Origin of the sequence: Epilithonimonas sp., from assembly GCF_032054305.1 — a bacterium.
Taxonomy (GTDB): domain Bacteria; phylum Bacteroidota; class Bacteroidia; order Flavobacteriales; family Weeksellaceae; genus Epilithonimonas.
Genome location: NZ_DAMBSX010000001.1, coordinates 598,486 through 612,178, shown reverse-complemented (window position 1 = coordinate 612,178; position 13,693 = coordinate 598,486). Strand labels below are relative to the sequence as shown.

The window sequence follows — 13,693 nt, the reverse complement described above, 5'->3', positions numbered from 1 at the left end:
TCTAAATAAAAGAGATATTTTTGATTTAAATATTTGAAAATCAGAATTTTATTATTTAATGATTTTTATCAATTATTCTTGGAGTTCTAGCCAGCGCATTTCAAATTCTTCCAGTTTTTCTGATACTATTTCCAATTCCGAAGATAATTTTGAGATTTTATCATAATCAGATTCGTTGTTGAGCTGCTCAAGAATCTCAGCTCTTTTTCCTTCCAATTTTGGCATTTCTTTTTCGATAGTTTCCAGCTCACGTTGCTCTTTAAAAGATATTTTTTTCTTTGGTTGCTGGTTGTTGGCTACTGATTGTTGACTTGTCACGCTTAGCTGAGCCGAAGCCTCTTTCGGAGCTTCAACCTTTTCAGCCTTTGGAGCTTCAACTTTAGGATTTTTATCTTCTGATTTCAGATGCTCGCGATATTCAGAAAAATTCCCGACAAATTCTTTGATTTTTCCCTCGCCTTCGAAAGCCAGAACGTGGTCCACAATTCTGTCCATAAAATAACGGTCGTGCGAAACGATGATCAAACTGCCTTGGAAATTCTGTAAAAAGTTTTCCAAAACTGTCAACGTTGGCAAATCTAAATCATTCGTGGGCTCATCAAAAATCAGGAAATTCGGATTTTGATAAAGAATATACATCAAGTGAAGACGACGCTTCTCTCCACCGGAAAGTTTAGAAATCGGTGAATATTGCGTTTGGTCATCAAATAAGAATAATCTTAAGAACTGAGAAGCCGAGATGGTTTTTCCATTAGCCAAAGGAAAGTTTTCCCCAATTTCTTTGATGAAATCAATCACTCTTTCATCTTCTTTATATTGCAATCCTTTCTGAGCAAAATATCCGAATTTAATCGTTTCTCCAGTTTCAATTTCTCCAGAATCTTTCGGTTCAAAACCTTGGATGATATTCAGTAGAGTTGATTTTCCAGCACCATTTTTCCCAACAATTCCAACCTTCTCACCTCTTTGAAATTGATAAGAAAAATCTTTAAAAAGCACTTTTTCGCCAAAGCTTTTGTTGATGTTTTTAAGTTCAAGAATCTTATTTCCCAATCTTTTCATTTCGAAATCCAATTCCAAAGCTTGTTTTCTCGTATCGGTTTTGGCTATTTTTTCGGTTTCATAAAAATCATCTTGTCTCGATTTGGACTTGGTAGTTCTCGCTTTCGGTTGTCTTCGCATCCATTCCAGCTCCTTTCTGTAAAGGTTTTGCGCTTTATCAATCGTTGAATTCAGATTGTCCTCACGAATCATTTTGTTCTCAAGATAAGTTGAGTAACTTCCGTTGTGGAGATAAAGGTTTCCATCTTCCATTTCCCAGATTTTGTCGCAAACGGCGTCCAAGAAATAACGGTCGTGCGTTACTAAAAGCAATGTGATTTTCGCCTTGCTCAGATAATTTTCCAGCCATTCTACCATCTCCACATCCAAGTGGTTGGTCGGCTCATCCATTATTAGAAGTGTATGACGATGTTCAGCTCTAGTTTCTGTTAAAAGTTTTGCCAAAGCAATTCTCTTGATTTGTCCACCGGAAAGTGTTCCCATTTTCGCAGACAAATCTGTGATTTTAAGTTGAGAAAGAATCTGTTCCATCTCGTTTTCCAAATCCCACGCTTTATGAATTTCCATCTCTGCCAAAGCTGATTCCATATCGTCCGGATTTTCGGAAGTCAATGCGTAATGGTATTTTTTCAGCGCCAAAATCGGTGCAGAATCCAACGTCATCATAAACTCTTCTACAGTCAATTTCGGGTCAAAATCGATTTCCTGGTCAAACAAAACGACCTGAATATCTTTGTTGATAAGCGTAGTTCCACTATCCGCGATTTCCTTTCCCATAAGGATTTTCAGAAGTGTAGACTTCCCGCTTCCGTTTTTGGCAACGATAGCGATTTTGTCGCCTTCGTTCACGTGGAAATTGATATTTTTGAATAAGACTTTAACGCCGTAAGATTTGCTCAGATTTTCTGCAGAAACGTAATTCATTGTATGGTTTATAACGATTGGCGAAAATACGAAATTGAAAACCGAATATCCCATAAACTCCATCAATAAAACAATTTTTTGGGCAGCTTTATCCGTCTTCCGTTCCCAATCTTTTCACTCGACTGCGTTGCATAAAAAGGATTTCCGCTCAAGCAGGGCTGCTGTGATTCGATGTTCACAATAATTGTTTATTATTCTGAATCATCAAAGTCTTTAGAAAATTTTAACTAAATTATTAGTTGTTTTTAACCTTTTGTTGAGAGAATCATAATATAAAAATTCAGAAGTTTGCTGATAAATTAAACCTATGAAAAAACTTAACTTTCTTGTTGCACTCTTTGTTTATGTAGTTTCTCAAGCTCAATTGATTTCCGGTACTGTTTTGTCTAAAGAAGATAACCAGCCAATTCCTTACGCCAAGATTGGAATCCTGAATAGTAATTATGGTGTTCAGGCGGATGAAAATGGAAAATTCGAAATTCAGTTGGAGAAGGTCAGTAAAGACAAAGAGCTGGTAGTTATTGTGGGCGGATACAAACAGTTCAGAAGCTCTGTAGAAGACTTCGTCAAAAGCAATCCTCACAATATTTATCTGTACGAAAAAGTAACCAATATCCAAGAAGTTGTGTTGACGCCTCAGAATTATAAAGAAAAAAATCTAGGAGTCAACGCTAAATCAAAATCCGTAATGTTCACGCCGAATATGGAGAAAGGAAATTCGGTGGTGGAGGAAACTGCGGTGGAGTTCAGTTCCAACAAGCGATTAAAAATTAATAAAATCAATATGAATTTTTCCAGATTCGAATCCACGATGCCTATCAAAGTCCGTTACACGATTTACGATGAAAAAGATGGAAAACCGAATAATCTGATTTTGGAAAATGATATTATAACCACAATTGGAAAAGAAGATTTGAAGGATTCTACATTTTCTTTGGACGTGAGCAAAGAATCGATTTGGTTGGAGGGCAAGTTCTTTGTCGGAATTCAGTTCATCGGACAATCCAACGGGAAAGTAGCTTTGAGTGGTGCTTTGTTCAGGTCAGGTTATTACCGTTCTTTCTATGGAAATTGGGAAAAAATTGGTATGGCAGCACCGGCTATCAATATTGATGTGAAAGTTAAAAAGTAGTTTGATTTATTTTTACATTTGACTGAAAATAATTTGTCACGCAGATTTTGCGGATTAAGCAGATTTTAGTGTTTTCAATCTGCTATATCTATATAATCAGCGAGAAGTTAAATACTCTTTAATCAAATGAAAAAAGTAATTTCTTTATTAATTCTGTTTGTCTCAACAATTTCCTTTGCTCAAGTTTATGATTTTGGTAAAAATCCGGACGCTGGGAAAGTCCTTCATTTAAAAGATGCTGATATCTATTATGAAATTTACGGAAAAGGTGAACCTCTATTTTTACTGCACGGGAATGGCGGAAGTATTGATGCTTTTTCAAAAGAAATTCCGGAACTTTCCAAACATTTTACGGTTGTTGCGATGGATACAAGAGCCCAGGGAAAGAGTACAGACACTTCTAAAGAACCTTTGACTTATATTAAATTTGCTGATGATGTAAAAGCTTTGGCAGATGAATTGAAGTTGAAAAAAATCAATATTTTGGGCTGGAGCGATGGCGGAAATATAGGAATCGAATTCGCTATCAAATATCCAAGAATGACTAATAAAATCATCACAAGCGGAGCGAATGTTTTTCCCAATGGCGTCGGCGAAAATGAAGTTGAAAACATGAAAAAAGATGCTGATAAAATGAGAGCGGAAAACAAATCGGAACGCGATGTCAGATTGCTTCAATTGATGATTGATGAACCCAAAATCACCAAAGAACAACTCAATAAAATCAAAGCGAAAGTTTTTGTTGTTGCGGGCGAAAATGATTTGATTCTTCGTTCCCATACCGAATATATTGCCAGAGAAATCCCTAATTCCAAACTGAAAATCTTCCAAGGCGCATCGCACGGTGTTCCTGTTGAAAGAGCAGAAGAATTAAGCAAGGATGTGATTGAGTTTATAAAGAACTAATATTTATTTCATAAAAACTGAAACACTTCGACTCCGCTCAGTGTGACATTTCTAATACTATATGTTTTCTGATTGTCGGTCTGAGCGGAGTCGAAGATTTTTAGTAATTAATCTAATCAATCGTCAACATTTTCAAAGACCAAAGATTCCCATTATAAATATCCAGATCAACTTTGGAATTGATGCCGTAAACAATTCCGTTTTCTGAGAATTGCCAGAACTGCCATTCATCATCTGGCGAAGGTGTTGGAACATCGTTGTAATTGGCCAGCCAAAGCGGATAATCATCGAATTCGCCCTTTAAATAGTCTTTGTAATAATGATAATAAGTGTAGATAATTGGTTTTTCGTCATATGTGTCTTCCATGATTTTAATCCATACCTTGAGGTCAGAAACCAATTGCTCTTTTGATTTTTTTCTCGGATTTTTCTCGATATCAAGAATTGGTGGAAGGTCACCGGCTTCTAACTTAGCTACCGAAAGAAAAGAATTAGCCTGCATCACGGGGTCTTCATCCGGGCGATAAAAATGATAAGCACCACGAATCAGGTTATGCTGTTTTGCGGTTTCCCAAAAATGGTCAAAGTTTTTATCCAGTTTTCTGTTTCCCATACTTGCCCGCAGAACTACAAATTTTAAAGGAATTGTTCTGTTTCCGATGCTCAGACTGTCCCATTGGATATCTTCTTTTCTTTGGTAATGAGAAATATCAAAACCGAAAGTCTGATTAGAATATAGTCCAGTTATTTTTTCAATTCTTGCGGCTTCTGCTTCGGTATTCGAAAGTTTTTTGTGTTCGAAGTGCTTTCCAAGATAATAAGTAAAATAGTAATTGATTTTTTGTCTTAGATAATATCCCGCTCCCAGCAAAGAAATACAAAGTATGATCAACAGAATCCAGCGCTTTTTCATAAAAATGCTTTTTCTTTTCTGATGAATTTTCTTCTTGGTATTGATATTTGCCTTTGCCATAAGTTTTGCAAAAATATTATTTTTCCCCATCCAAAAAGAACTGAAAAAATTATTTTAAAAAATTAAAGTACTAATGAATATTTTTGGCTTGTTTTATGCTAATATTGTATTGTTAATTTAAAAACATTTAAAAAAATGAAAAAAAGAATTTTGTCTTTGTCAGCACTTGTATTCCTAACAATTGGAATGAACGCTCAGACGGTAAAACAAGAAGTTAAAAAAGATGCCAATGCAGTAGGAACTGCAGTTAAAAAAGGCACTAAGGCAACTGGAGAAGGTGTAAAAGATGCTGCAAAATGGACTGGAAAAACAGCTGAAAAAGGTGCGGAAGCAACTGCCGAAGGTGTAAAGGACGGCGCTAAATGGACAGGGAAAACCGCTAAAAAAGGAGCAAAAGCTACAAAGAAAGGCGTGAAGGATGCAGCAAAATGGACCGGCAAAACTGCTAAAAAAGGGGCAGATGCTGTAAGCGATACTTACAAAGATGTAAAGGAGGATATCAAAAAGAAAGATTAATATCGTTTGAATCAATGAAAAAACAACTTCAATTTTTGGAGTTGTTTTTATTTTTTGTAACAAAGATCCTTATCCGTGAACTAACGGAAAAGTATTATTACTGTTAAATTCACTATATTCGTTAATAGAAATTAAAAATTAAAATGAAAAAACTTATTGTATCGTTTGCACTTTCTCTATTGTTTGCTGCAAATATGATGGCTCAGAATGTACCAACAGCAAAACAGGTTATCGACAATTATTTGACTGCACTTGGAGGAAAAGCAAAACTGGAATCGGTAAAAACCCTTTCGATGAAGAACACCATCAGTGTAATGGGGATGGACATGGAAGGCACGACCGTGAAGAAAGATAACAAGTTCAAATCTACTCAGACGATGATGGGGCAGGAGATGGTTCAGGTTTTTGATGGCGAAAAAGGTTATGCGAACCAAATGGGACAAAAAATGGATCTACCTGCTGACCAGATTGAAAAACTAAAAACTGCAAAAATTATCGAAGCGCTTGGTTTGGATGCTGCAAAAATTAAAACGGTTGAGAAGAAGCAGATTGATGGGAAAGATTTCTATGTGCTTTCTTCCGATGACACCAAATCTTATTTTGATGCAAAAACAGGATTACTTGCAAAATCTGAAAGTGATAAAGGAACAATGACGATTGCTAAATATGCGGACGTTGACGGAATCAAATTCGTAGAAGAGATGTCTATTGATGCAGCTGGCCAACAGATCACAATCAAAAATTCTGATATCAAGATCAATCAACCAGTTTCAGATGATGTATTCAAATTGGAATAATCTTTTAGAACATTATTATAAAGAAAAAGAATCCAAATTTGGATTCTTTTTTGTTATGAATTATATTCCTTTTCCCATTCTTCGGCAGCTTCGCAAAGTGTATTGTAAAAATCCTCCCCGTATTTTCTGATAAGCGGTTCTTTCAAAAATTGAAAAATTCTAACCTGCAATTCTGATCCAAGTGTACAAGCATCACTACAAATATCCCATTCGTGATAATTGAGTGCGGAAAAAGTTTTGTACTCATTCACGCGGATTGGATAAAGGTGACAGGATATTGGTTTTTTCCAATCGACCGCACCATCTTCATAAGCCTTTTCTATGCCACATTTTGTTGTTCCTTTTTCATCAAAAATAACATAAGCGCACTCACTTCCGTTGACCAAAGTCGTTACATAACCTCCATCATAATCATCAATGACCCAAGTTCCCTGTTCTTCGATGGCTTTCACGCCTTCTGGTCTTAGATAGGATTTTATTTTAGGGAAAATTTCGTCAAGTATTGGTAATTCGTCTTTGTCGAGAGGGGCTCCAGTATCACCATCTACACAGCAGACACCCTTGCATTTCGTTAGGTTGCAGACAAAACTCTGAGCAAATATATCTTCTGAAATTAATTTATCATCTATCTGAATCATTCGACATCCATTTTAAATTTTATACAAAATTAACGATTTTAAAGATCGCAAGCGCAAAGACAATGACCCAAAGTCCCAGTTCCTGCATCCAATAGCTGGGAAGAAAACGTAACATTCTGCTGATTATGATACTTGCTGGAAGGGCTAGGAGTAAAAGATAGTCATAATTTTCTCCCATATAAAAGATAATCGTAATCAACTGAGCGAGAGAAAAAACAAGAACAAATGTGTATTTGTATCGGCTGATCGGACTTTTCTCGTTGTAATGTTTGAAATGGTCGGAAATAGAGTAGAGCAGCATCAGCGCAATCGGACTTAAAATATATAACGGAAAATAAGAATCCAACGCTTCGAATTTCCCATAAAAAGGTAAATAAGTTTTGTCCCAAGTTGTATAGTGGATGAGATACATCAATCCAAAATAACTCAGAACAATCAGAATAATTCCAAACAATAACCTGAAAATATTAAGTCCGATTCTACCCGAAGTTCCAATAATATGAAAGATAACAAAAACACCCATAGGCCAACTTGGTGGAAATACTAAATAGTTGAAAGCCAGAATAGAGCCTACCAACATAAAGGAGCTTTTTCTTAGTTGGTCGTTTTGGCTGGTAAGAATCAATAGTAAAATGGAACTCGTTAAAAATGTAAATGCCAATCCCAGATTTATAGTTCCATCATAAAATGAGGCCACAAAAATCGTATAAAGGAAAAGCGGAAGATGTGAAAACTGATTAAGCGCAATTGCATTAAATAAAAAATACCCCAGACTGATTCCCATAAATGTAATAATGGCCGGAAAAATATCTATATATTTGAAATCTAACAAATTAAGTAATAAAAATATTAAAAACAAAAAACCGATATAAACCGGGACCGAAAAAATATTGCTTTCTTTAGAAAGTAATCGAAACATTTTTTATAAATTTGTGCAAAGTTAATTTAAAAAAAGAAAAATATGACATCTTTCTGGTTAGCATTAAGTGCAGCATTCAAATGGTCTTTTGGTTTTTTTGACCTTACTGCTAATGTTTTGAATTGGATTTTATTTCTGGTGGCTTCTGGGTTTTTCACATATTGGTGCTATATTTTGGTAGTCACATTAGGGGCACAAAAAGATAAAGATTATCATTCTCCAACAGAAGGGAAACACCCATATTATGATCCAAAGATCTACAAAAACGAAGGTTAAATAAATTGATTATATTTATAAAAAACCCGTCTTGTTATTGAAACGAGACGGGTTCTTTTATTTTTTTATATTCGATTAATTTTCGTCGTGACAAGGGACAACCAGGACAGGGATTTTAGATTTTCGGGTAATTTCCTTCGTCAAACTTCCGATAAAAACATCATAAACGCCGCTTCTGCCATGTGAGCCAACCACGATGTAGTCTGCATTATTCTCATCAGAATATTCTAAAATCGTATCACCGGCGATACCCTGCTTCAAAATATGACTGCAATTAACACCTTGAGAAACAATTCTTTGTTCTAATTTGTTGAGTTCCTTCAATTCGAATTTGATTTCGTTTTCCTCAACTTCGGGGAAATATTGGAAACCCATATCACCGATTACAAAACCGATATCCGTTGCAGCAACATGAATCAGCGCAATCTCAGCATTTACGTCTTTCGCAAAATTTACAGCATAATCTACCAATTTATCGGAGCTGTCAGAAAAATCTACGGGTAAAATAATCTTTTTCATAATCTTAAGGTTTTATAGTATTTCTAATCATATTAGAGCAAAAACTCAGCCACTCTCATATTTCCAAGGCTAATATAAGTTACATGAAAAGTTACTGAATTTTTAGCGAAAACAATTTTTTGTTTTCAAGAAATGCCTCCAACAAATCATTTTCAGAAACTTTGCCAACTCCTTTCGGGGTTCCAGTAAAAATCAGATCACCGACCCTCAATGTGAAATATTGTGAAGCAAAAGCAATAATATCATCAAAACTGAAAATCATATCTCTTGTATTACCATTCTGAACTTGTTCATTATTTTTTGTCAGAGAAAAATTGAGATTCTGCAAATCATAATTCTCTTCTGATACAAAATCAGAAACCACAGCAGAACCGTCAAAACCTTTTGCCAGCTCCCAAGGCAAGCCTTTATCCTTTAATTTCGACTGTAGATCTCTCGCTGTAAAATCTATTCCAAGACCGATCTCGTCATAATGTTTTCCGGCGTTTTCTTTCTGGATATACTTTCCACCTTTTGAGATTTTCAGAACTACTTCCAGTTCGTAATGAACATCATCAGAAAACTCCGGAATGTAAAAGTCAAAACCTTTCTTCAGGATAGCTGTGTCAGGCTTCATAAAGATTACCGGGTCTTCCGGAACTTCATTTCCAAGTTCTTTGGCATGTTCGCTGTAATTTCTTCCTATGCAGATTATTTTCATAATATTAATGTAAAAATTTATCAATCTAACAATGTAACAATCCATAATTCCAAATTGGTAGATTGTTATATTTTCACATTGTTAATTTAATTAGAAGCGAGACTTCAACTGTATCTTTGTAAAGATCTTCTTGGTGTAAAGCGGAAAGTCAGCATTCTGAAGCCAGCCGTAGTAGCCAAGGTCCTTTTGGAAAACATCTTTTACTTTTTGACCTTTATATTTGCCAAAAGCAAAGATCTCTTGTCCACTGTCATCAAAATGGATCATTCCGGCCAAATCCGCAAATTTGTTCTGCGTAGAAAAATCGCTTAACTCAGCAATTTCGTTTGGAACATCTTCGTATTTTCCAACCTGTGCATCCAGAACTTCGAATGTTGCCATTACATCCGCTTCTGCAGAATGGGCGTTTTCCAAAGTCTTTCCACAATAGAACTGATAAGCAGCACCAAGATTTCTCGGCTCTTTTTTGAAAAAAATCGTTTGAGCATCCACAAAACGATGTTTGCTAAGGTCAAAATCTACATCTGCTCTCAACATTTCCTCAGCCAGGACAGGAATGTCGAATCTATTTGAATTGAAGCCTCCCAAATCAGAATCCTTGATCATGGCCATTATTTTAGGCGCAATTTCCCGGAAAGTTGGCGCTTCTGCAACATCATCATCATATATTCCATGGATTGCAGAAGATTCTTTAGGTATGGGCATTTCCGGATTTACTCGCCAGGTTTTACTTTCTCGGGACGCATCCGGATTGACCTTCAGAATGCAGATTTCTACGATCCTGTCTTTTCCGATATTGGTTCCTGTAGTTTCCAGATCGAAAACGCAAAGTGGTTTATGTAGTTTTAGGTTCATTTTTTATAGCTATAATTTAGTTATGAATGATGGGTTTCAAAATTCAAAACTATTTGAGTTGTTTTTGGAATATTAATGAAATTAAGATGTAATATATAATTAATAATGGAATTCCAATTGTTTTAAAAATTAACAAAATCAAACTTCCACCAATCAATAAAGCTAATTTTGGATAATTATCTTTCAATTGTTTTGATTTGAATTTCATTGCGATCATTTTAATTGGCGAGATTAATAACCAAGAGGAAATGCCTGTGAAAACCAATAAATAAATTTCATTCTCAAACAGAAAACTGAAATTTCCAGATTCTTTATAAACATAGAATAATCCGAAAATCAAAATCGTGTTACTCGGTGTGTTAAGTCCTTTGAAGTAATATTTCTGCTCTTCATCCAGATTGAAAATCGCTAATCTAAGACAAGAAAAAACCGTGATCAAAAAGCCTAAATAATAATACCAGGCAAAATCTGTGTATTGTTTCCCTATCAACGCCATGAACATTGTAAATCCAGGTAAAAATCCAAAACTCACCATGTCTGCCAAAGAATCCAGCTGCCCTCCAAGATTACTGCTGGAACCAAGAGCTCTGGCAATGAAACCATCAAAAAAATCAAGAACCAAGGAAATGATAATGCAAACCGCGGTCGTTTGATAATCTCCTAAAAATAGATGGATGATACCAACACATCCGGAAAAAAGATTTCCCAAAGTAAAAGCATTGGCGAGGTTATTCTTGATGAAATTCATATCACAAAAATAAGTTTTTTTGTTGGATGCTCGAAGTTGGATGTTGGAAGTTTTCGGAGCCTTTAGAAAAACATCTATCTTCCAACATCTAACATCCATCTTTTTGTAATTTTGCAAAATGAAGAATTTAAGAGGGCAAGAATTTTTTGCCTTGATTTACAGACTTTTTCTGGTGTTTTTCTTTTACCAGATAGCAAGATTATTATTTTGGGTTTTCAATAAAAACTTGATAAAAGTTGACGGGATATCGGAATATTTCAATTTGTCCTATTATGGAACTGCGTTTGACACAACTGCAATTTTATATGTAAATGCTGTTTTTATTTTATTAAGTATCATTCCGTTGGTTATTAACACAAAGAAAGGCTATCAGATATTTCTTTTCTATTGGTATTTTATCACGAATGGGATTGCTTATTCACTCAACTTTGGCGATATGATTTATTATCGATTCAGTCAAGCTAGATTAACGTCTGCGGCGATTGAAGTTGGGAAGCACGAGAATAATCTAGGAAGGATATTTTGGAATGCCGTTTTCCAGCATCCGTTTGTTGTTATTTGGTTTGTTGTGGTTCTGTTTGTATGGATTTTTCTTTATAAAAAAGTAGAAATTAAAGACGAAAAACCGTCTAATTGGATTGTATATTTCGTTTCAACAATTATAAGTTTATGTTTAATCACAACTTTGGTGGTTGGCGGAATCCGTGGAGATTTCAAACATTCAACAAGACCGATCAATTTGGTTGATGCCAATAAACATGTGAGCAATCCACTTCAGGCAAATATTGTTCTGAATAGCGTTTTTTCATTTTTCAGGACCATTGGAACTAATAATTTTAAGTTGGTTCATTTTGTTGATGAGAAATTCATTGATCAAGAAATCAAACCTTACAAATTATATCATCGTGAAGTTGAAGGTAAACCGAACGTCGTGATTTTCATTATGGAAAGTTTTGGAAAGGAATACTCTGGAGCATTTAATAAAAATACAAATGTCAAAGATTTCGTTTCTTACACACCATTTTTGGATAGTCTTGCCGATCAAAGTTTGATTTTTACCAATGCTTTTGCCAACGGACGGCAATCTATCCACGGAATGAGTTCAGTCCTTGCAGGAATCCCGAGTTTGACAGATGCTTTTACGAGTTCGCCATATTCCAATCAGAAAATTCAATCCATTGTTTCGGTTTGTAATGATATGGGCTATGATACGAGTTTCTATCACGGTGCGCCAAATGGATCGATGGGATTTCAGGGATTTGGAAATATTTTGGGTTTCAAACATTATTTCGGCAAAACCGAATATAATAAAGATGAGGATTTTGATGGGATCTGGGCAATTTGGGATGAACCGTTTTTTCAGTATTTCGCAAAAAATATGGGAAAGAAGCAGCCGTTCTTGTCAACTTTGTTTTCAGCATCTTCTCACGACCCGTTTAAAATTCCTGAAAAATATAATGGGAAATTTAAAAAAGGAACTTTGCAGATTCATGAACCGATTCAATATACAGATCATGCTTTGAAAAAATTCTTTGAAACAGCCAGAAAACAGACTTGGTATCAGAATACGATTTTTGTGATCACGGCTGACCATACCAATCAGATCAATTATCCGGAATATCAAAAAGCGATGAACCGGTTTGCTATTCCGTTATTATTTTTCTCTCCAAATCCCAAATATCATCTGAAAGGTATTAATGACAGATTTGCTCAGCAGATCGATATTTATCCAACTTTGGCGGATCTGATTGGATATAACAAAAAGATCAGAAGTTGGGGCAGAAGTTTGCTCTCGGATAAAAATGAAGATTATATGATTGTCAATTCCGATGCGATCAACGAGCAGATGATCATCGGGAACTATATTTATATTTTTAATGGTAAAGATGTGACGGGCATTTATGAAAAATCGGATCTGGCATTATCCAACAATATTTTGAGTAAAAACCTGAATGCTGAACAGATTCTGGGAATCGAAAAAACAAAAGCCTGGTACCAGGATTATATGGATAGAGTGATCAATAGGAAACTTAGATAGGAGCATTGTTTAAGTTTTGAAAATTCTGACAAATGGCTTTATTTATGCTTCGGATAATAAAAAATACTTGTTTGTTTAAAATAAATTTATATTTTTAACAATGTTAATTTAACGTTAACGGAAAAAGCCTATCAAAAACAAAACAACTTAAAATAGAAGACAATGAAAAAAATAATTTTAGCATTTGCCTTAACATTCATCGGCATTTTATCATTTGCTCAGATCGAAGGGAAGTGGAAAACAATTGATGACGAAACCGGAAAACCAAAATCCATAGTAGAAATTTCTAAGGACTCGAAAGGAAAATATGTTGGCAAAATCGTTCAGTTATTAATAAAGCCAGAGAATAACAACTGTGTAAAATGTAAAGATGACCGTAAGAACAAACCTCTTATCGGACTAGAGATCATCAGAGGACTTTCAAAAGATGGCAATGAGTTTTCTGGAGGTACGATTACCAATCCTAAAGATGGAAAATCCTATAAAACTGAAATCGTAAGAGAAGGCGATGAGTTAAAAGTAAAGGCACTCATTTTAGGGATTGCGGTCAAAACACAAACTTGGCACAAAGTTGATTAATCGAAAATTATGATAAATAGCAGGCTTCCTTTTGGAGGCCTTTTTTTATTATTAGCATAACAAAAAAATTAATACTTTTGTATTTCGAAATTTTAAAAAGAACATTTTCAT

15 protein-coding genes are annotated in these 13,693 nt (G+C 35.1%); 7 read left to right on the top strand and 8 right to left on the bottom strand.

The features are described from left to right. Positions 1-72: 72 nt before the first annotated feature. Positions 73-1,986 (bottom strand): ABC-F family ATP-binding cassette domain-containing protein, encoded by a 1,914-nt coding sequence (locus RTX21_RS02775; protein ID WP_312765181.1) that lies wholly within the window; start codon positions 1,984-1,986, stop codon positions 73-75. Between the two features lie 307 nt (positions 1,987-2,293). Between RTX21_RS02775 and RTX21_RS02770 the strand changes: the two genes are divergently transcribed. Next, complete coding sequence (locus RTX21_RS02770) at positions 2,294-3,118, top strand: carboxypeptidase-like regulatory domain-containing protein (protein WP_312765180.1); 825 nt, start codon at positions 2,294-2,296, stop codon at positions 3,116-3,118. A gap of 126 nt (positions 3,119-3,244) precedes the next feature. Continuing rightward, the gene (locus tag RTX21_RS02765) at positions 3,245-4,024 is read left to right on the top strand and encodes an alpha/beta hydrolase (RefSeq protein ID WP_312765179.1); all 780 of its coding nucleotides are present in this window, start codon (positions 3,245-3,247) and stop codon (positions 4,022-4,024) included. 112 nt (positions 4,025-4,136) lie between these two features. Here the strand turns inward: RTX21_RS02765 and RTX21_RS02760 are convergent, their stop codons facing one another. Next, positions 4,137-4,997, bottom strand: coding sequence for a GH25 family lysozyme (locus RTX21_RS02760; protein WP_312765178.1), 861 nt, complete (start codon positions 4,995-4,997; stop codon positions 4,137-4,139). Between the two features lie 135 nt (positions 4,998-5,132). Here RTX21_RS02760 and RTX21_RS02755 point away from each other — a divergent pair, with 135 nt between their 5' ends. Together RTX21_RS02755 and RTX21_RS02750 are read left to right on the top strand one after the other, a co-directional pair. Then, positions 5,133-5,513: a hypothetical protein gene (locus RTX21_RS02755; RefSeq protein ID WP_312765177.1), complete on the top strand. Its 381-nt coding sequence runs from the start codon at positions 5,133-5,135 to the stop codon at positions 5,511-5,513. Between the two features lie 143 nt (positions 5,514-5,656). Next, positions 5,657-6,310, top strand: coding sequence for a hypothetical protein (locus tag RTX21_RS02750; protein WP_312765176.1), 654 nt, complete (start codon positions 5,657-5,659; stop codon positions 6,308-6,310). Between the two features lie 53 nt (positions 6,311-6,363). Here RTX21_RS02750 and RTX21_RS02745 read toward each other — a convergent pair whose 3' ends face one another. Together RTX21_RS02745 and RTX21_RS02740 are read right to left on the bottom strand one after the other, a co-directional pair. Beyond that, on the bottom strand, positions 6,364-6,948 hold the full coding sequence (locus RTX21_RS02745) for a DUF3109 family protein (RefSeq protein WP_312765175.1): 585 nt from the start codon (positions 6,946-6,948) through the stop codon (positions 6,364-6,366). Between the two features lie 19 nt (positions 6,949-6,967). Continuing rightward, positions 6,968-7,867, bottom strand: a complete 900-nt coding sequence (locus RTX21_RS02740) for a DUF6427 family protein (RefSeq protein WP_312765174.1) — start codon at positions 7,865-7,867, stop codon at positions 6,968-6,970. Between the two features lie 42 nt (positions 7,868-7,909). On the opposite strand from RTX21_RS02740, the gene RTX21_RS02735 reads away from it, so the two are divergent. Next, the gene (locus tag RTX21_RS02735) at positions 7,910-8,143 is read left to right on the top strand and encodes a hypothetical protein (protein ID WP_089873332.1); all 234 of its coding nucleotides are present in this window, start codon (positions 7,910-7,912) and stop codon (positions 8,141-8,143) included. Positions 8,144-8,218: 75 nt separating this feature from the next. Here RTX21_RS02735 and RTX21_RS02730 read toward each other — a convergent pair whose 3' ends face one another. The 4 genes from RTX21_RS02730 to RTX21_RS02715 form a co-directional block, all read right to left on the bottom strand. Further along, positions 8,219-8,662: a universal stress protein gene (locus RTX21_RS02730; RefSeq protein ID WP_312765173.1), complete on the bottom strand. Its 444-nt coding sequence runs from the start codon at positions 8,660-8,662 to the stop codon at positions 8,219-8,221. 91 nt (positions 8,663-8,753) lie between these two features. Beyond that, positions 8,754-9,362: a fumarylacetoacetate hydrolase family protein gene (locus RTX21_RS02725; RefSeq protein ID WP_312765172.1), complete on the bottom strand. Its 609-nt coding sequence runs from the start codon at positions 9,360-9,362 to the stop codon at positions 8,754-8,756. A 90-nt stretch (positions 9,363-9,452) separates the two neighbouring features. Continuing rightward, positions 9,453-10,217, bottom strand: coding sequence for a 3'-5' exonuclease (locus RTX21_RS02720; RefSeq protein WP_312765171.1), 765 nt, complete (start codon positions 10,215-10,217; stop codon positions 9,453-9,455). Positions 10,218-10,266: 49 nt separating this feature from the next. Continuing rightward, positions 10,267-10,965, bottom strand: coding sequence for a CDP-alcohol phosphatidyltransferase family protein (locus RTX21_RS02715; protein ID WP_312765448.1), 699 nt, complete (start codon positions 10,963-10,965; stop codon positions 10,267-10,269). A 118-nt stretch (positions 10,966-11,083) separates the two neighbouring features. Between RTX21_RS02715 and RTX21_RS02710 the strand changes: the two genes are divergently transcribed. Both RTX21_RS02710 and RTX21_RS02705 read left to right on the top strand, forming a co-directional pair. Next, positions 11,084-13,003 (top strand): sulfatase-like hydrolase/transferase, encoded by a 1,920-nt coding sequence (locus tag RTX21_RS02710; RefSeq protein ID WP_312765170.1) that lies wholly within the window; start codon positions 11,084-11,086, stop codon positions 13,001-13,003. A gap of 162 nt (positions 13,004-13,165) precedes the next feature. Further along, positions 13,166-13,582, top strand: a complete 417-nt coding sequence (locus RTX21_RS02705) for a DUF2147 domain-containing protein (protein WP_312765169.1) — start codon at positions 13,166-13,168, stop codon at positions 13,580-13,582. The last annotated feature ends 111 nt before the right edge of the window (positions 13,583-13,693 follow it).